At 41.9% G+C, this 16,883-nt stretch carries 19 protein-coding genes and 1 tRNA gene; 12 read left to right on the top strand and 8 right to left on the bottom strand.

The genetic code is table 11. The features are described 5' to 3' along the window. Positions 1-26 precede the first annotated feature (26 nt). The 3 genes from ACGTNH_RS15660 to ACGTNH_RS15650 are packed head-to-tail and all read right to left on the bottom strand — an operon-like array spanning position 27 to position 1,920. Entirely contained in the window at positions 27-800 is a 774-nt protein-coding gene (locus tag ACGTNH_RS15660; protein ID WP_394587866.1) for an ABC transporter permease, read from the bottom strand. Next, positions 778-1,698: an ABC transporter ATP-binding protein gene (locus ACGTNH_RS15655; RefSeq protein ID WP_394587865.1), complete on the bottom strand. Its 921-nt coding sequence runs from the start codon at positions 1,696-1,698 to the stop codon at positions 778-780. Before ACGTNH_RS15655 ends, ACGTNH_RS15660 begins: the two co-directional genes overlap by 23 nt. Positions 1,699-1,701: 3 nt before the next feature. After that, positions 1,702-1,920: a PLD nuclease N-terminal domain-containing protein gene (locus ACGTNH_RS15650; RefSeq protein WP_188377770.1), complete on the bottom strand. Its 219-nt coding sequence runs from the start codon at positions 1,918-1,920 to the stop codon at positions 1,702-1,704. A gap of 339 nt (positions 1,921-2,259) precedes the next feature. Here ACGTNH_RS15650 and trpE point away from each other — a divergent pair, with 339 nt between their 5' ends. From trpE to ACGTNH_RS15615, 7 genes are read left to right on the top strand one after another with little or no spacing between them, the layout of a single operon-like run. Beyond that, positions 2,260-3,768 carry an anthranilate synthase component I gene (gene trpE, locus ACGTNH_RS15645; RefSeq protein WP_394587863.1) on the top strand — a complete coding sequence of 503 codons (1,509 nt, stop codon included), beginning with the start codon at positions 2,260-2,262 and terminating at the stop codon, positions 3,766-3,768. Further along, entirely contained in the window at positions 3,765-4,787 is a 1,023-nt protein-coding gene (gene trpD, locus ACGTNH_RS15640; protein WP_394587862.1) for an anthranilate phosphoribosyltransferase, read from the top strand. The genes trpE and trpD overlap by 4 nt, the downstream gene beginning before the upstream one ends. Beyond that, positions 4,780-5,541, top strand: coding sequence for an indole-3-glycerol phosphate synthase TrpC (trpC, locus tag ACGTNH_RS15635; RefSeq protein WP_394587861.1), 762 nt, complete (start codon positions 4,780-4,782; stop codon positions 5,539-5,541). Before trpD ends, trpC begins: the two co-directional genes overlap by 8 nt. After that, positions 5,541-6,197 carry a phosphoribosylanthranilate isomerase gene (locus ACGTNH_RS15630; protein WP_394587860.1) on the top strand — a complete coding sequence of 219 codons (657 nt, stop codon included), beginning with the start codon at positions 5,541-5,543 and terminating at the stop codon, positions 6,195-6,197. Before trpC ends, ACGTNH_RS15630 begins: the two co-directional genes overlap by 1 nt. Beyond that, positions 6,178-7,371: a tryptophan synthase subunit beta gene (trpB, locus tag ACGTNH_RS15625; protein WP_394587859.1), complete on the top strand. Its 1,194-nt coding sequence runs from the start codon at positions 6,178-6,180 to the stop codon at positions 7,369-7,371. The genes ACGTNH_RS15630 and trpB overlap by 20 nt, the downstream gene beginning before the upstream one ends. Position 7,372: 1 nt before the next feature. Beyond that, positions 7,373-8,173 (top strand): tryptophan synthase subunit alpha, encoded by an 801-nt coding sequence (gene trpA, locus ACGTNH_RS15620; protein WP_394587858.1) that lies wholly within the window; start codon positions 7,373-7,375, stop codon positions 8,171-8,173. A gap of 25 nt (positions 8,174-8,198) precedes the next feature. Continuing rightward, a complete protein-coding gene (locus ACGTNH_RS15615; RefSeq protein ID WP_394587857.1) occupies positions 8,199-8,795 on the top strand; it encodes an anthranilate synthase component II in 597 nt (198 codons plus the stop codon). Positions 8,796-8,890: 95 nt separating this feature from the next. Here ACGTNH_RS15615 and ACGTNH_RS15610 read toward each other — a convergent pair whose 3' ends face one another. Beyond that, the gene (locus tag ACGTNH_RS15610; protein ID WP_394587856.1) at positions 8,891-9,232 is read right to left on the bottom strand and encodes a YflT domain-containing protein; all 342 of its coding nucleotides are present in this window, start codon (positions 9,230-9,232) and stop codon (positions 8,891-8,893) included. Between the two features lie 145 nt (positions 9,233-9,377). Here ACGTNH_RS15610 and ACGTNH_RS15605 point away from each other — a divergent pair. From ACGTNH_RS15605 to ACGTNH_RS15585, 5 genes are all read left to right on the top strand, one after another. Further along, positions 9,378-9,450 (top strand) — tRNA-Ala (locus ACGTNH_RS15605). A gap of 326 nt (positions 9,451-9,776) precedes the next feature. Further along, positions 9,777-10,541 (top strand): ion transporter, encoded by a 765-nt coding sequence (locus ACGTNH_RS15600; RefSeq protein WP_394587855.1) that lies wholly within the window; start codon positions 9,777-9,779, stop codon positions 10,539-10,541. A gap of 112 nt (positions 10,542-10,653) precedes the next feature. Then, positions 10,654-11,463, top strand: coding sequence for a DUF2935 domain-containing protein (locus ACGTNH_RS15595; protein ID WP_394587854.1), 810 nt, complete (start codon positions 10,654-10,656; stop codon positions 11,461-11,463). A gap of 124 nt (positions 11,464-11,587) precedes the next feature. Beyond that, complete coding sequence (locus ACGTNH_RS15590) at positions 11,588-12,184, top strand: YpjP family protein (protein ID WP_394587853.1); 597 nt, start codon at positions 11,588-11,590, stop codon at positions 12,182-12,184. Positions 12,185-12,341: 157 nt separating this feature from the next. Beyond that, positions 12,342-12,710 carry a hypothetical protein gene (locus ACGTNH_RS15585; RefSeq protein WP_394587852.1) on the top strand — a complete coding sequence of 123 codons (369 nt, stop codon included), beginning with the start codon at positions 12,342-12,344 and terminating at the stop codon, positions 12,708-12,710. A gap of 151 nt (positions 12,711-12,861) precedes the next feature. Here the strand turns inward: ACGTNH_RS15585 and ACGTNH_RS15580 are convergent, their stop codons facing one another. Genes ACGTNH_RS15580 through ACGTNH_RS15565 form a run of 4 tightly spaced genes read right to left on the bottom strand, consistent with a single transcriptional unit; the run spans position 12,862 to position 16,879 of the window. Further along, on the bottom strand, positions 12,862-13,878 hold the full coding sequence (locus tag ACGTNH_RS15580; RefSeq protein ID WP_394587851.1) for an ABC transporter ATP-binding protein: 1,017 nt from the start codon (positions 13,876-13,878) through the stop codon (positions 12,862-12,864). Beyond that, on the bottom strand, positions 13,878-14,822 hold the full coding sequence (locus ACGTNH_RS15575; RefSeq protein ID WP_394587850.1) for a C40 family peptidase: 945 nt from the start codon (positions 14,820-14,822) through the stop codon (positions 13,878-13,880). The genes ACGTNH_RS15580 and ACGTNH_RS15575 overlap by 1 nt, the downstream gene beginning before the upstream one ends. 12 nt (positions 14,823-14,834) lie before the next feature. Continuing rightward, positions 14,835-15,938: a mandelate racemase/muconate lactonizing enzyme family protein gene (locus ACGTNH_RS15570; RefSeq protein WP_394587849.1), complete on the bottom strand. Its 1,104-nt coding sequence runs from the start codon at positions 15,936-15,938 to the stop codon at positions 14,835-14,837. Between the two features lie 20 nt (positions 15,939-15,958). Then, complete coding sequence (locus ACGTNH_RS15565) at positions 15,959-16,879, bottom strand: S66 peptidase family protein (protein ID WP_394587848.1); 921 nt, start codon at positions 16,877-16,879, stop codon at positions 15,959-15,961. Between the last annotated feature and the right edge of the window lie 4 nt (positions 16,880-16,883).

Here is a 16,883-nt window from a genome sequence, read left to right as displayed (position 1 = left end):
CTGATTGTGTGTTAGTGAACCATAAGTTAAACAACTTCCTTATTTTTCAATGTATAGCCAGCCATGATTAAAAGAGTGATAATCAATCCGACGGTAACGAGCGAAGTGCCCCAAAGCTCTTTTGGTACTTGTCCTGTGGTAAGAACTTCACTTATGTAGGATGTGATTAGAGAAGGGACCCAATTCGCTGCATGCTGAAAGATTTGGCCAATGATCTGAAGGACGATTAGAAATGCAATAGTTAGGAAAGCTACTACACCTGGAACTTTCACTAAAGTGTTCATCAAGATATTCACGGTAACGATAAAAATAACCCACAAGCTGTAAAAAGCAGCAGCTGTCAGTACATGACTAAATGGTATTCTTTCAAATAAAAGAGAGACGTAATACCAGCTGAAAAACATGCCCGCTGATACAGCCGTTACGCAAATCAATGAATAATTCATCCACTTTGCCGTAACGTAAGTAAAATAGCGAATAGGCTTAACAAGAATGAGTTCAGCTACACCGCTTTTCCGTTCTCCGGCAATTGTTCCCATAGAAATTAATACAATAATAGCTATACCAAGCATATTAAACTGTCCTATGCTCATCATAAGCACCTCAGCTGCAGGGGGAGAAGGGATATCAATAACGGCACCTTCAGGAAGACCACCGACGGCATCAAGAATCTGCGGCATGTAATACGTTGTGAGCGGGTCCATCAGTCCTAATAGAATAAAAACGAGAGGAACCCAGATCCATTTAAAATTCCTCCAGGATTCTAAAGATTCGCGGTTAAATACGGTCAGCCACTGCATGCAGCCCCACCACCTTCATAAATAACTCTTCTAGTGACATCTTCCCTACCTCAAAATGGATCAGCGGCCAATGAGACTCAGCGGCTGCATTGATGATCGACTGCCGGGCCGCAGCCAGATCATCCACAAATAAGTGAATCTCTCCCTTTTTCGTCTCCAAACGATTAACACACGTAAGACTTCTAAGACTCTCAATGTAGGAGGAAGAATCAGGATCATCAAAGCGAATAACAATTTTATTAATGGCATGCCGGCGTCTTACTTCCTCAAAAGACCCTGACTCTATGATATGGCCATCGTTCATTAATAAAAGGTGATCACTTGCTTCTTCTGCGTCATTGAGAATATGAGTGGAGAAGAGGAGGGTTGTTTCTTGCTTTAGTTCTTCCATTAAATTAAGAACGTCTCGACGTCCAATCGGATCTAAAGCTGAGACAGGTTCATCAAGCATTAACAGTTTCGGCTGATGAATCATTGCTTGCGCAATTCCGAGACGTTGTTTCATGCCGCCAGAATATTTACCTATTCGTTTGTTTCCTGCCTCCCATAGTCCTACTCTGTCTAATAACTGATCTGCACGGTCATGAGCGACGGGTTTAGTTAAGTTTGACAGCCTTCCCACATAGACTAAAAATTCTTTTCCTGTCATCCACGTATGAAATTGAGGATGCTGTGGGAGGTAGCCAATCAGCTGGCGAATATCGTTGGTTTGGCCGGCTATGTTAATCGAACCACTCGTAGGATGAATTAGTCCGGCCATCATGCGTAACGTAGTTGTTTTACCCGCCCCATTAGGGCCTAGAAGTGCTACGCAAGTTTCTGATTTGAGTTCGAAAGAGACAGCATTCACTACTGTGTCTTTCCCAAATGTTTTTGTCAGTTCATTGGTCTGAAGCATAGGTTAATCATCCCTTCCGAAGATGAAGTAAGCAATAGGACCGAGAATGTTAAAGAAAAGTATGATGAGTACCCAAAGCCATTTTGGTCCGTTTGTGTATTGAGTTTTTGCGAGACTGACTAGAGCGGTTACAACTAATATCAGTTGAATAATAATAATGGGAGCTAATAAGGCGATATTGTCATTAAAAAACTGAGCAGCAGACTGCGATAATAAAATCATTTTATCCCTCCTTCAGTATAAGTACGTTCGATGTCCTTTAAGGTTTCGTTTTATTTAAGTAGTCAAAAAAGCTTTTACCCACCATTATGTAATTTTTCCTTTTCGTTTGGTTGTTGACATTATTATCAGAATTTTATACACTGTTTGAAAGTCTAAAGAGTACGAGTAGAGAATGAGATTAGATGAGTTGAGGAAGAAGGATGAGCTGAGTGAACTGAGGAATCGACGGACGAAGGAGCTGTCAGATGGCCTTAGTCAATTTTTTACTACCTTTTTCATCCCACATATAACCCCTCAACGTCTCATTTTCCATAATGAATTATGGAGAGGTGAGCGCAAATGAGTTTAACAACAAAGGAATCATTCCTTCAGGATGCGAAGGAGTACCACACGATTCCAGTTACCCAGTCCTTTTATACAGACACTTTAACACCGATTCATATGTTTCATGCGTTACGTGATGAAGCGGTATATATGCTGGAAAGCCAAGACCCTGAATCGCCATGGTCTAATTTCTCATTCATTGGTTTAGATCCAATGATAGAAGTGAAACAGGTAGAAGGATCTTTTATAATTGAAGACTTTCACCATGATAAAAGCGGGACAGCGGGATCCTTTAAAGAAGCTTTCGAACAGACAGTAGATGACCTAAACGTTAAACAGGCTGAAGTTCCGCTCCCGTTTAAAGGAGGAGCTGTAGGTTATATCGCATATGATGCGATTTCAGATTATGAGCCAGTCCCTTACGCAGAAACCGATCATATCGATCTTTCTAATTATCATTTACTATTCTGCCAAACGTTAATTGCGTACAATCATAAAACGAAAGAAACGACAATTTTAACGTTTTCCCGGATCAACGGAGATACTCCGGAGCGCAAATATAACGAAGCTGTCAGCCGGCTGCAGAACGTAAGCCAGCGCTTGAAAGAAAATAGTTTCTTGCCTGATCTCATGCTTACGGACGAGTCATCTGACTACTCCATTGAGCTCATTAGTAATTATAAAAAAGAAGATTTCAAACGAGATGTTGAAAAAATTAAAGAGTACATTTTAGCAGGGGACATTTTTCAAGCAGTGCTCTCCCAGCGTTTTCAAACGAGAACAGAACGCAGCGGTTTTGAGCTTTACCGTATTTTAAGGAAAGTGAATCCATCACCTTATATGTTTTATTTGCATTTTAAAGATGTAGAAGTGATGGGAAGCTCACCTGAGCGCCTGCTCGAAGTTCAGGACGGAGAACTTGAGATTCATCCCATAGCCGGAACGAGAAAAAGAGGAGCTACAAAGGAAGAAGACGATGCACTGGCGGAAGAACTCTTAGCCGATGAAAAAGAACAAGCCGAACACCGTATGCTCGTTGACTTAGCAAGGAACGACATGGGCCGTGTAGCTGATTTTGGAACGGTGAAGGTATTCGATTATATGACCATCGGCCGTTTCTCCAAAGTGATGCATATCATTAGTAAAGTAACGGGTCAGTTGAAAGAAGGTGTATCACCAATAGATGCCTTGATTTCCGCTTATCCTGCAGGAACTTTGTCCGGTGCACCTAAGATCCGCGCGATGCAGATTTTGCGAGAATTAGAACCAACCCCTCGTCATTTATACGGCGGCGGCGTCGTTTATTTAGGGTTTGATGGAAATATAGACTCTTGTATTACGATTCGAACGATGACAAAAGTAGGGGACCAAGTTTACGTTCAAGCAGGAGCAGGAGTGGTCGCTGATTCAGATCCAGAATCCGAATATCAAGAAACGATTAATAAAGCAAGTGCCTTAAAACGCACGATAGAGATAGCTGAGCAAGCATTTGAGAAGAGCAGAGAAGGAGTCGAGACGAAATGAAAAACATTTTAAGCGAAGTAGTAGAAGGTAAAACGTTAACGGAAGACGCTGCCTATGAAGTGATGAATGAGATTATGCAGGGCAACGTGACGACGGGACAGTTGATGAGTTTATTATCTGTTATACGTCATCGTGGAGAAACGGTAGAAGAAATGACAGGATTTGTGCGTGCCATGCGTGCCAATATGACGAAGCTGGACGTAGAGCATGACGATATTGTAGATACGTGCGGTACTGGTGGAGATGGCAGTTCGACTTTTAACATATCTACAGCTGTGTCGATTATTCTGGCGTCTATGGATGTGAAAGTAGCTAAACACGGCAATCGTAAAGTGTCTTCAAAAAGTGGAAGTGCTGATGTGTTAGAAACATTAGGCATCCCAATTGATACAACACCAGCAGAGGGAGCGAAAGCAATTGCTGAAAAAGGAATGACCTTTATGTTCGCCCCTAATTATCATCAAGCGATGAAGCACGCAGGGCCGGCCCGTCAGGAACTTGGCTTTCGTACGGTCTTTAATTTATTAGGCCCCATGTCTAATCCGGCAAATGCCAAACGTCAGCTTATCGGCATTTATGACACGGCTTACGCTGAAAAGATGGCCGAAACCCTGAACAAGTTAGGCTCCAAGCACGTTCTTCTTGTGACCGGCCGTGATGGACTCGATGAAATCACGATCACTGGTGGAACAGATATTGTCGAGCTTAAGGATGGAGAAATTACACGCTTTACTCTTACGCCAGAAGATTTAGGATTAAAGAGTGGGGAATTAAAGGATATTCAAATTAATACAACCGATGATAGTGCGCGTATTATTGAACAAGTATTACGAGGTTCAGCTAATGAAAGTGCAATGACAATTGTGACGATGAATGCAGCGGCAGGGTTATATGTTGCCGGAAAAGCAGCAGATCTACGCGAAGGCGTAGAGTGCGTGCAGCAAGCGATTGAGAGCGGTACAGTGTATAATTATTTCACATCGATTCAGGAAGAAAGGGAGCGACGTCAGTATGCTTGATACCATTTTAGCGATTAAACAACAAGAAATTGAACGACTCTATTTACCGGAAGCAGCAGAAGTTGAACATTATTCTTTTGTTGACTCTTTGCGAAAAACACCAAATAAAGCAGGACTTATCGCTGAAGTAAAAAAAGCTTCCCCTTCAAAAGGAATTATTCGTGATGACTTTAATCACGTGATGGTGGGTAAGCAATATAATGACGCTGGTGCAGAAGCGATTTCTGTTTTAACCGATCAGCATTTCTTCCAGGGACATCGTGACTTTTTAACAGACATTAAAAAGTTTGTACAAGTTCCTGTGATGCGTAAGGATTTCATTATTGATCCGCTGCAGGTGGAAGAAAGTAAGCTGATGGGAGCTGATGCTATTCTTCTAATTGGAGAAGCGCTGGAACCGAAGAAGCTGAACGAATTATACCTTCAAGCGTATGAATCTGGATTAGAAGTACTTGTAGAAGTTCACAGTGAAGGTGTATTAGAAGGTGTATTGAAGGAATTCACCCCAGAAGTACTAGGTATTAACAACCGCAACCTTCATACGTTTGAAACGAAGCTTGAGCAAACGGAAAGAATGGCAAAACAGGCACCAAACGAATCACTGCTCGTATCAGAAAGCGGCATCTTCACGTATGAAGATATTGAGAAAGTAGTCGACTATGGGGCGCATGCAGTATTAGTCGGGGAGTCATTGATGCGCCAAAACAATATTAAAAAAGCGGTGAAGGATTTAGTAAACGGGGTGAACGTATAATGCGTGAACCTTTAGTCAAACTGTGTGGAAATCGTTCGGCTGGTGATGTGGAAAAGAGTGCCAGCTCAAATGCCACACACCTTGGGTTTATTTTTGTAAGAAGAACGAAACGGTATGTCCGCCCTGAACGCGTAGGGCAGTGGATTCGCCAAACGCAGCCTAAGCAGAAGCTGGTTGGAGTATTCGTAAATCCAACCGTCGAACAATTAGAAGAAGTCCTCACCTTTGTCTCTCTGGATGTGATTCAGCTTCACGGCAGCGAAACTGTTTCTGAGATATTAAAAATCAAAGAAGCCTTTGGCCTGCCCGTATGGAAAGTGGTCCATCATAGTGAAGGTGCACTGGAGCAAATGGAAGTTTTTAAAGGAGTAGCGGACGGATATGTTATCGATTCTAAAGTAAAAGGTGCACATGGCGGCACCGGGGTAAGCTTCGATTGGAGCACAGTGGAAGATTATGTGCGCGTATCGAATGAACAAAACGTTACTTGCTTTATTGCAGGAGGAATTACGCCGGAGAATATCGATCAACTTCTCGATCATGAACCAGAAGGCGTTGATATTTCCAGCGGTATTGAAACAAACGAACAGAAAGATCTATATAAAATTCAAGCGATCATGAAAGAGGTGGGCCGACATGTTGCAAGTATTTCCTGATATGAAAGGGCGGTTTGGAGATTTTGGCGGAAAATACGTCCCTGAAACGTTAATGGGACCTTTACAAGAGCTGGAAGCAGCGCTCGATGAAGCTATGAACGATCAAGCATTTGTAGATGAATATCATCACGTACTAAAAGAATATGCGGGCCGCCCGACATCTTTAAGCTACGCTGATCAGCTGAGTGAGCATCTAGGAGGCGCGAAGGTTTACTTGAAGCGTGAAGACTTAAACCATACAGGCGCTCATAAGCTTAATAATGCGATTGGCCAAGGTTTATTAGCGAAACGCATGGGCAAAAAGAAAATCATTGCAGAAACTGGAGCAGGTCAGCACGGAGTCGCTTCGGCCACTGTAGCTGCTAAGTTCGGATTGGAATGTAAAGTGTTTATGGGCGAAGAAGACATTCGCCGTCAGGAGCTTAACGTCTTTCGGATGAAGCTGTTAGGTGCAGAAGTGATCTCTGTGTCCAGTGGGAACGGAACATTAAAAGACGCAACGAACGAAGCGATTCGGTACTGGGTAGCGAATTGCGAAGACCATTTCTATTTAATTGGATCTGTCGTAGGTCCTCATCCTTATCCACGTATGGTGCGGGATTTCCAACGTGTGATCGGCGACGAGTCGAAGAAGCAGTTTTTAGAAGTAGAAGATGAACTGCCTGACCGTATCTATGCTTGCGTAGGCGGAGGAAGTAATGCAATGGGCATCTTTTACCCATTCTTAGAAGATTCTTCTGAGTTGATCGGAGTAGAAGCAGCAGGAAAAGGGATTGATACCCCAGAACACGCAGCCACCTTAACCAAAGGGACTCCAGGCGTCATTCACGGCTCCATGACGTATTTAATGCAGGATGAGAACGGCCAAATTACAGAGCCCTACTCCATTTCTGCGGGTCTGGATTATCCTGGTATAGGACCCGAGCACGCGCACCTTTTTCAGTCTAAAAAAGTCCGTTATGAATCGATTACAGATAAAGAAGCTTTAGATGCACTGAAGCTGTTAACGGAGCAAGAAGGAATTATTCCGGCCATAGAAAGTGCACACGCTTTAGCCCAGGCATTTAAAGAAGCTGGAGACATGTCTTCTGATCAGACGATTCTTATCAATCTCTCAGGACGCGGAGATAAAGATATGGCGACATTGATGGAACACTTTCAGGAGGAGGAGTAATATGCTTATGCAAACATCATTTCAAGGGAAGCTGACTAAAACAGACGATTTGTTCATCCCGTTTGTCGTAGCGGGCGATCCAACTCCTGAATTAACGATACAATTTGCTCTGAAGCTGCAGGAAGCTGGTGCGGATATTCTTGAATTAGGAGTACCTTATTCTGATCCGCTGGCTGACGGCCCCACGATCCAGCGTGCCGCACAGCGTGCATTAAAGCAGGGCATGTCTCTAACGAAGGCCATTGAGCTTGTACCTAAGCTGCGTGAAGCGGGTGTTGAGATACCTGTCGTCATATTTACGTATTATAACCCTGTACTGCAGCTGGGCTATGCCCAATTTTTCGAAATGCTTGAGGAAAATGGCGCAGAGGGTGTACTCATCCCTGACCTTCCATACGAAGAAAGTGAAGAAATTCGTAGACTGGCAGAAGAAAAAGGCGTGGAGTTTATTTCTTTAGTTGCTCCTAATTCTGATACGCGTATTAAGCAAATCGCTGAGCATGCCAAAGGGTTTCTATATTGCGTTTCCACACTAGGCGTTACAGGTGGAAGCAATCAAATGTCTGCTGAAACGTTATCGTTTATAAAAAAAGTAAAAGAACACAGCAGTGTTCCGGTGGCCGTAGGATTCGGCGTCTCAACAAACGACGACGTACAGCTTGTGAGAGAGCATTCCGACGGTGTCATTATTGGAAGTAAAATCATTCGATTGATTGAAGGCGAGCTGGAAGCGTTTGAGAACGGGAAAGAAAAAGAAGCTCTCGAACGTTTTTATCAAGAGATTCATGAACTCGTAAAATGAATCTAGAGTAGAGGAGCTGAGCAGAGTGATTTATATGATCGACCACTACGATTCTTTCACCTACAACCTTGTCCAGTACTTGGGTGAGCTTGGAGAAGAAGTGATTGTAAGACGGAATGATGAAGTAACATTTGAAGAGATCGACGAACGGAAGCCAGACCTTTTGTTTCTATCCCCGGGGCCTTGTTCCCCAGATGAAACTGGAATTACCCTGGATGTTATTGACCGCTATAAGGGAAGGATTCCGATGTTTGGGGTGTGTCTCGGTCATCAATCGATCGCCCAAGTCTTCGGAGGCAAGGTCGTACGTGCTGACCGTCTGATGCACGGGAAAAGCTCCGAAATATTTCACGACGGCTGTTCGATTTACAAAGACCTTAACAACCCTATGGAAGCGATGCGCTATCATTCTCTGATCGTTGATAAAAAAGACGTTCCTGAGTGCTTTGAAATTACAGCAGCGACTGTCGAAGGTGAAATTATGGGCATCCGACATCTGGAATACCCTATTGAAGGCGTCCAATTTCACCCCGAATCCATCGGCACAAATGATGGAATGCAGCTGTTGAAAAATTTAGTGGATCAGCTGAAGGAAGAAAAAGAAGAAGCTGTAGCTGAGTAGTTAGAAACTGAGCCTATCTTTTTACCTAACACAAGTGAGGTGGGAAGATAGGTTTTTTAGTGGTGAAAGAAAAAATGGCCTATTAATTAAGGCCATTAGAAATTTACCTGATCATGATTGGTTACAATTAACAAGGATTTTCCTTTATTTAATTCTTTCTCCAGTTTTTGTGCTTTATCCTGTTCAAAACCTATTTCTTTCATTTTTGATATTAATTTGTCATCTTTACCTCTGAAAATGTTTTTTGTCGCTGTTCCAAGACCCGTCTCTTTAACACCAATTTTATTTGCATCTGTTTTTCTCTTACTGCGTCTAACATGGTCGTTATCATGAGCCAGGATGTAAATGTCATCATCATTTACTCCATCTTTACGGATGCTCTCAATAGATTCACTCAATTGTTCGTCGTCGTGAAAGACTTTAAATTTGGGTTTCATAAGATCGCCTCCTTAGTACGAGAGTTTCCCGTTATAAAAATTGCCTAAACAGATGTAATCGAAATGAGACTTTATAGTAAACAAATTTTCCCCTTGATATTTTGAGTGTAGTCATTATATAATAGTTTTTGTCGAGAAAATATATGGGGCATTAGCTCAGCTGGGAGAGCGCTACACTGGCAGTGTAGAGGTCAGCGGTTCGAGCCCGCTATGCTCCACTAATAAAACCCTTGCGCCGCAAGGGTTTTTTCTTATGTCTGTTAAATTGACATATTAGCTTGTTGTTGACGATTTGTTGACGAATTTTTCAGAAAGGGCATATTTATCAAATTGACTTGCAGTTTACTTTGCTTTTTTTTAGCTATAGCCTCGTAGATATCTGGAAATTTGTGAACAAACGACACGAATCCAAAGATGTATGTATGTTATCATGGTTTATGGGTAATAATCGAGCCTCTTGCGCAAGTGCAGGGGCTTTTACTATGGGCGAAGTTACTTGTTAAAAAACTTTACTTAAAACAGTCGATAGAAAGTGGGAAAGAAGTTGAAGCTGCAAAGTTTTATTGAACACCCCTGGTTTTCAAGGTTCATATTAGCCATTATATTAATTAATGCTATGCTTATCGGGCTAGGTACTAATCTTTCTTTATATAATAACTATGAAACTATTTTTCTAGGGCTGGATGCCTTAATCCTTGCTGTTTTCACCATAGAAATTGTTTTAAAACTCTACGTGTACCGCCAGAAATTCTTTAAAGATGGATGGAACATTTTTGATTTTGTTATTGTAATAGGCAGTTTAGTTCTATATAACACCCACTTAGTAAGTGTGTTAAGGATTCTACGAGTTCTCAGGGTCCTTCGAACGATCTCCGTAGTCCCTTCATTACGCAGATTGACCGCAGCTCTTTTCTTGGCTATTCCTGCCATTGGCTCTGTTACGATTTTAATGGGAATTATTTTTTATGTCTACGCCATTATTGGAACAACCTTTTTCAGGGAGCTGGCACCTGAATATTTTGGAAATGTTGGTCTTAGTACGCTAACGTTATTTCAGGTTTTTACTTTAGAAAGCTGGGCCAGCGGGGTCTTTCGCCCGGTTTTTGCTGAAGTGACGTGGTCATGGCTTTATTTTGTGTCGTTTATTATTATTTCAACTTTCATTATTTTAAATTTAATTGTTGGTGAAATTGTAAATAATGCTCAAAAGCTTTCTGAACACTCTGAGCAAGAGAGTGAGGATACTCGTAAAATAATGAACGAGTTGAATGAGTTGAAGCAAATGATTAATGACAAAGAACGTAAATGAATGACTTCATGATGAAACCTTGGCAGCTGATGCGAGGTTTCTTTTGTTATAAGTGCCCTCCCTTTCTTCATACATTAATAAAGTGTGTAGTTCATAACTGGGGGGGAATATCATGAAAAATTATGAGGAAAGTGCTGAATTTGAGCATTCTTTTTGGCTGCAGATATTAGGAGATCATGCAAGGTTTATTAGGGACTCTTTGTACCCTGATGAACGGGAAGCCATTCAACAGGCGAAGGACTATGTAAAAACATTTGATGATTACTTAAGCAGGGTAAAAACTGAAGGTGTAGGTGATATGCCGCGGTTTTCGAGAAATATAGCAGGTGTGGTTAATCAGTTCAAACAATTTAAACTGTCAATATTAGAGAGACAATTACAAGGTGCTATTCGCATTCATTTATCTCCTACTTTTATTAATCATATGGTTAATGAACTGGAAGAGTACGTATTGGTTATTGGCTATTTAGCTAAAGGGGAATTGCCGCCGGTTTTTCATGAGTTGCATCACCATACGTTGTGGTTGCTGGATGCAGGAGGTCATGCTGGTGCTATTCATGACGAGTTAGATGGAGTAGAGAAGCGTTTAAAGAAGAAAAGTGATGAATTTGCGAAACACTTTGAACAGTTTTATTTAAAAGCGGTTGAGTTAACGGGATATTTGCGTACTAATCTTGAGAGTTTTCCGGCTTTAGCGAGATTTAACAATGAAGTAGAAGTGGAGATGCAATTGTTTATGGGTTTCTTGCAGGAACTTGAAGAAATGGAATTGTCTGATGAAGTATTAAGTACGTTCTCAGCTTTAATGGCAGATCACATGGCGAGGGAAGAATGTTATTATTTATATAAACTCGCTGAATCAACACAAGGAAAAAATCCGTCATGTAATCCTGCAAAGCCAAGAATTAATCGTCTCGACTAAGCACCCATCTACACATGGGTGCTTTATTTTATTGAAAACGATTTCAAAAATTACCAATGTAGGATAGACATCTTCCACAAAAGTGGTAGAATTTAAATAGAGTATGTGTAAGGGAGTTATTTCTATGAAACTTTGGATTAGAAAAATATTCGTCGTTTTAGTCGCCATTATGACGCTGGGCTTATATATTCCTCCTACAGATGTGGAGATGGATGCTTCTGAGAAGAAAGAGGTTTCTTCTAAAGAAGACCAAAATGGATTGAATTTCTCCACGGAAGAGGCTGTGGAGCATGGTGCTGTTGAGTCCAGTGAGACACCTGATGATTACGTACATACTATAACAGCCCAGGCAAAAGATCAGATGATTTCAAAGATGGGCCCTAGAATATTAAATAAAGTAGAAGATGAGTTTGAGAAAGATATTTTCCCTAAAGTAGAATATGCTTTAGAAATGATTGTAAGTGATGCCGGTGAAGAGGAAATTCCTTATTACGAAATTACAGAGGAATCGAGAGCAGGATATGGTGAAAAGATTTTTACGATTTATGATGCTCGTACGAAAGAAGAAGTTGCTCGTTTCGATGTACGACGCGACAATCGTCCTGGTGAAGGATTTTGGTTTAATTTTCATTATCACTTGAATGAAGATCAGTTTGAAGAACATCATGACATCGGTGAAATATACTGGGATAAAAACACGCCTCCCAAATGGATGTCATAAAAAATGAAAGCACCTTTTCCAGTCCAAGGAGGAGGGCTTCTTTTTTACTTATGAGTTTTGGATTTATCATTGCCATTTACAGGTGAACTACAGAAGTGATTACAATGATTCTTTGTGAGTCCCTCGAGTCGGAGTGGCCGGCTTCTCAGGTGGCGGGATGATTGCTGCATTCGCAGCTATACTCGATAGAAGAGTGCAAGCCGCTGTTTTGAGTGGGTTTGCCAATACGTTTAAAGGAAGTATTTTGGCTGCTGATCATTGCCTGGATAATTATATTCCAGACTTACTGAAAGTGGGTGAACTGCCGGCGTTGCTTGGATTAATTGCGCCCAAGCCGCTTTTTATTGAAGCTGGAGTAAGGGATGAAACTTTTCCTATTGAAACAGCGCGTGAAGCTATTGAAAAAGTAGAATCTATTTATGAGAATCTTGATACCCCAAATGCTTTTTCTAACAATGTATTTGACGGGGGACATGAAGTAAATGGAAAACAGGCATTTCAATGGTTAAGCCTTCAATTAAAGTGATAAACGATCTTGGGAAAAGGAATAAAGTATAAAATAATCCGAACGATTCGAATCGAATCAGTTCGGATTATTTAGGTTTAAGAAATTTTCTAAACGCTTCGCATTTTAATTGTGCTAAAGATCTACCTTTTATACCGGCCACGTTGTTTTTTTAATTTTTTATTAAGTCGGGCTGGTCTTTCAGCGGTGTTTTATCTTCGATGGCGTCATTGTACAAGTGACAGGCGACAAAGTGGTCTCTTTCAACTTCCTGCCACACAGGCTTAACCTCCGCACAGGCTTCCATGGCAAGCGGGCAGCGTGTCCGAAATACACAGCCGCTCGGTGGATCGATTGGACTTGGAATTTCTCCTTCAATGATGACTTGTTCCCTGCTGTCTTCCACGTCAGGATCAGGGATGGGAATAGCAGATAGAAGAGCCTGGGTGTAAGGGTGCAACGGTTTGTCATATAACTGCTCACTGCTTGTCAGTTCAATCATATGCCCTAAATACATCACACCAATTCGATCGGAAATGTGCTGAACCATCGAAAGATCATGAGCGATAAAGAGATACGTGAGACCTTTATCCTCCTGCAGGCGCTCGAGCAGATTTACGACTTGAGCTTGAACGGAAACATCCAATGCTGAAATCGGTTCATCTGCAATGATTAAATCAGGGTCTAGTGCAAGTGCTCGGGCAATGCCGATTCGCTGACGCTGGCCCCCGCTGAATTCATGCGGGTAGCGGTTGGCATGGTCTCGATTCAGACCGACTTCCTCTAGTAATTCATATACTCTAGCCATACGCTCTTTCTCCGTCTTGTAAAGCTTGTGAATAATCATAGGCTCTGAAATAATATCAGCTACGGTAGAGCGTGGATTTAGAGAAGCATAAGGGTCCTGAAAGATCATTTGCATTTGTCTTTTTAGTTTGAAATTCTCTTCGTCTGAGAGATTGTGAACATCCTTATCGTTAAATAACACTTCTCCCTCGGTTCGCCTATAAAGATTCATAATGGTCCGTCCCGCTGTCGATTTTCCGCAGCCTGATTCTCCTACAAGACCAAATGTTTCTCCTTTATATATATCAAAGCTTATTCCGTCTACCGCTTTTAGAGTGCGGTCTTTCCCTAAGTTAAAGTGCTTCTTTAAATTTCGGACTTGCAAGGTCTTTTCTTCATTCATCATTGATCCTCCGCTTCTTTCCAGTACCGGCGGGCCGAACAAAGCTCTCTTTCATAGATTGTTCCTTTTAAATCGATAATTTCTACTGTTTTTCCTGTTTTAGGAGAGTGGAGCATTTTTCCATCCCCGTAATAGATACCGACGTGGTGAATATTTCCGCTTCCATTATCGTGAGCGAAGAAAAGCAAATCTCCGGGCTCAATGTTATCTAATTCTACCTTTTCGCCAGATAGGGCTTGATCCGTTGCATCACGGGGAATCTGATAGCCATTAGCTTTATGCATATTGTAGGCAAAACCGGAACAATCATAGCCGTATGAACTCATGCCTCCCCAGAAATAAGGAAGGTCGACGAATGTTTCTCCTGCTTTTAGAATGGCAGCTCCGTCTCCTTTTGGGATATCTTCCTTTGATGGGTAGACCGAAACATCGGGTTCAGGAACATAGCCGATTCCGTGAGGTGTACGGACTTTAATAAATCCCTCTTCATGGGCGAGTGCTGGTAAAGAAGTGAGATAGCTTATATCAAACATCGGTTCTCCTTTTTCATCGATAAGAAGAGTTGTATTCTTATTAACGACGGCAACTCCCTGGCCGATCCATTCATGTTCAGGAACTTCTTTTAATTGGTCGATGGGCACAAAGCCTGGATACCCTCGATCATCTTTTTTGGAAGGCTGCGTCGGGATGACCACTCTTGCCCATTTTTCCTCAACATCATCAACGATCACTTCTTCACCATATAAAAGCTGGGATTGGACTAAGTTTTTATCACTTAGCGCTAAACTAGTTTCATACGTAAGATTATCCAGCCATTCTTTTATCTGAGATGGATTGGATATACCAGGTAAATCAATGGAACGAGGAGAGTTCTCAGATGTCCATACAGTAGCGACCGGGACTTGAACCACCCACGTTGTTCGTGTAGCTTCAGCTTGCGTCATTTATGTTCCTCCTCATGTTTGCTGTGAAAGTATACGTTCTAAATGAATATTTGTTATGCCTAAACCGCTTTTGGATGAAAAAGAAATGTGGCGTCCTTGAAAATCAATGCCTCCATCTAAAGGATCTTCGGCCAGCATGAGAGGTGCATCGAAATCAAAACGCGTAATGTTTTTCTGACTTGCTGCGAAATGCGCAGCTGCAGATATTCCGACCTTCGTTTCGATCATGCTTCCGACCATGCAAGGGATGCCGTGAGCCTCAGCCAGCCTATTAATCTTTAAGGCTTGATCGATGCCTCCAGCTTTCATCAACTTAATATTTATTAAATCTGCACTTTCTGTTTGTAAAATCCGCTTGGCATCTTGAACGGAAAAGACACTTTCATCCGCCATAATAGGAGTGAAGGTGTGGTCTTTCACTTGTTTAAGCCCTTTAATGTCGTGAGCGATTACAGGTTGTTCAACGAGTTCAATATTAAAGTTCAAATCTTCCATTTTTCGGATGGCATAAATCGATTCCTTTACGCTCCATCCCTGGTTGGCATCGAGGCGGATGAGAGGGTCGTGGCCTACACGCTCGCGAATAGCTCCAATCCGTTTAATATCTTTTTCAATGTCATCTTTTCCAACTTTAATTTTTAATACATTGAATCCATTCGCAACATACTGACTTGCATCAGCTGCCATTTGTGCCGGCTCATTGACACTAACTGTGTAGTCTGTCTCGATAGCTTCGTGGTACCCTCCGAGGAATTGGTGAAGAGGGAGGGAGCATATTTGAGAAAGACAGTCATATAAAGCCATGTCAACAGCTGCTTTTGCACTCGTGTTCCCAACGACAGCACGATGGAGACTTTCAAAAATTCTTTCTCTTTCTACCAGTCTCTTCCCCAAAACAGCAGGTTTTAAAATACTTTCTACCGTATATTTGATGCTTGCTAAGCTTTCTCCTGTGATGACATGAGTGGGAGGAGCTTCTCCCCACCCGATCGTCCCGTCCGTGCACGTTACTTTTACAAAAATTGACTCGGCTACTGTAACGGTGCGAAGGGCTGTTTTAAAAGGCGTATGTAAGGGCACGGCTATAGAGTAAGTATCGACGGATTGAATCTCCATGTAATTCTTCCTTTCTACGTTTAGGATACGCCAGGCTGCACACTTAAAGATTTACTCCTGCTTGATAGCGTAGATTCACTTCCGAGAGGCACCGCGTAATGGGGGAGGCAGTGGCCAATCTTAAAACCAGAAATGACTGGCTTATTTAAGTTTGCAAAATAGTAATCAAGTACTTCCTGCAAAGACAGAGATTCTTCTCTTTTCTTAGGAGCGGCATCTTTAAAGTCGCCTACAACAATTCCAGCTGCTTCATCCAATTTACCAGCCAGCTTCAATTGACTTAGAAATGAATCAATGCGATAAGGTTCTTCACCAATATCTTCGATTAATAAGAGACGATTCTTCGTATGGATTTCATATTTAGAACCAATCGTATTAACGAGTAATGACAAATTACCCCCTACAAGCTTTCCGGCGGCTTCTCCCTCTGAAATAACGTGGAGTGGGGAGACAGACTCTGAGTATTCCAGGAGAGTGGGGTGAAACAATTGTGAAAACATAGATTTGGAAAGAGGATCGAATTCTTTTTTTCCGACATCTGAACTAAGCATTGGTCCGTGAAAAGTCACGAGACCCGTTTTTTGCCGTAGGGCTGTATGTAAATAGGTAATATCACTGTATCCCCAAAAGATTTTAGGATTTTGTTTAACCATTTTATAATCGATTGAATTAACAATGCGGCTCGTACCGAAACCGCCGCCTGCACAAATAATAGCATCGACCTCGGAATCCGCAAACATCATATGAAAATCGTGTAAACGTTGTTCATCTGAGCCAGCTAAATAACCATAAATACTGGAGACATGAGGGGCAACTTTTACATTTAAACCAAGTCCGTTTAGAAATGGAATGGCTTTTTGCAGTGATCGTAAATTTGGCGGACTGGCGGGTGCAATAACACCCACCGTACTTCCGTGTCTTAACCGTTTGGGGATGATCATCTGA

Origin of the sequence: Halobacillus sp. B23F22_1 (genome assembly GCF_043497005.1) — a bacterium.
GTDB lineage: Bacteria > Bacillota > Bacilli > Bacillales > Halobacillaceae > Halobacillus_A.
This window is presented reverse-complemented; position numbering and strand designations above follow the sequence as displayed.

What these genes read in the sequence shown, in the direction of transcription:
- ACGTNH_RS15610 (WP_394587856.1), bottom strand. Translation starts at nt 9,232, where the DNA reads ATGAAACCCAAATTTAAAGTCTTTCACGACGACGAACAATTGAGTGAA.
- trpD (WP_394587862.1), top strand. Translation starts at nt 3,765, where the DNA reads ATGAAAAACATTTTAAGCGAAGTAGTAGAAGGTAAAACGTTAACGGAA.
- ACGTNH_RS15575 (WP_394587850.1), bottom strand. Translation starts at nt 14,822, where the DNA reads ATGACGCAAGCTGAAGCTACACGAACAACGTGGGTGGTTCAAGTCCCG.
- trpB (WP_394587859.1), top strand. Translation starts at nt 6,178, where the DNA reads ATGTTGCAAGTATTTCCTGATATGAAAGGGCGGTTTGGAGATTTTGGC.
- ACGTNH_RS15655 (WP_394587865.1), bottom strand. Translation starts at nt 1,698, where the DNA reads ATGCTTCAGACCAATGAACTGACAAAAACATTTGGGAAAGACACAGTA.
- trpC (WP_394587861.1), top strand. Translation starts at nt 4,780, where the DNA reads ATGCTTGATACCATTTTAGCGATTAAACAACAAGAAATTGAACGACTC.
- ACGTNH_RS15580 (WP_394587851.1), bottom strand. Translation starts at nt 13,878, where the DNA reads ATGAATGAAGAAAAGACCTTGCAAGTCCGAAATTTAAAGAAGCACTTT.
- trpA (WP_394587858.1), top strand. Translation starts at nt 7,373, where the DNA reads ATGCTTATGCAAACATCATTTCAAGGGAAGCTGACTAAAACAGACGAT.
- ACGTNH_RS15650 (WP_188377770.1), bottom strand. Translation starts at nt 1,920, where the DNA reads ATGATTTTATTATCGCAGTCTGCTGCTCAGTTTTTTAATGACAATATC.
- ACGTNH_RS15585 (WP_394587852.1), top strand. Translation starts at nt 12,342, where the DNA reads ATGATTGCTGCATTCGCAGCTATACTCGATAGAAGAGTGCAAGCCGCT.
- ACGTNH_RS15595 (WP_394587854.1), top strand. Translation starts at nt 10,654, where the DNA reads ATGAAAAATTATGAGGAAAGTGCTGAATTTGAGCATTCTTTTTGGCTG.
- ACGTNH_RS15660 (WP_394587866.1), bottom strand. Translation starts at nt 800, where the DNA reads ATGCAGTGGCTGACCGTATTTAACCGCGAATCTTTAGAATCCTGGAGG.
- trpE (WP_394587863.1), top strand. Translation starts at nt 2,260, where the DNA reads ATGAGTTTAACAACAAAGGAATCATTCCTTCAGGATGCGAAGGAGTAC.
- ACGTNH_RS15630 (WP_394587860.1), top strand. Translation starts at nt 5,541, where the DNA reads ATGCGTGAACCTTTAGTCAAACTGTGTGGAAATCGTTCGGCTGGTGAT.
- ACGTNH_RS15565 (WP_394587848.1), bottom strand. Translation starts at nt 16,879, where the DNA reads ATGATCATCCCCAAACGGTTAAGACACGGAAGTACGGTGGGTGTTATT.
- ACGTNH_RS15570 (WP_394587849.1), bottom strand. Translation starts at nt 15,938, where the DNA reads ATGGAGATTCAATCCGTCGATACTTACTCTATAGCCGTGCCCTTACAT.
- ACGTNH_RS15590 (WP_394587853.1), top strand. Translation starts at nt 11,588, where the DNA reads ATGAAACTTTGGATTAGAAAAATATTCGTCGTTTTAGTCGCCATTATG.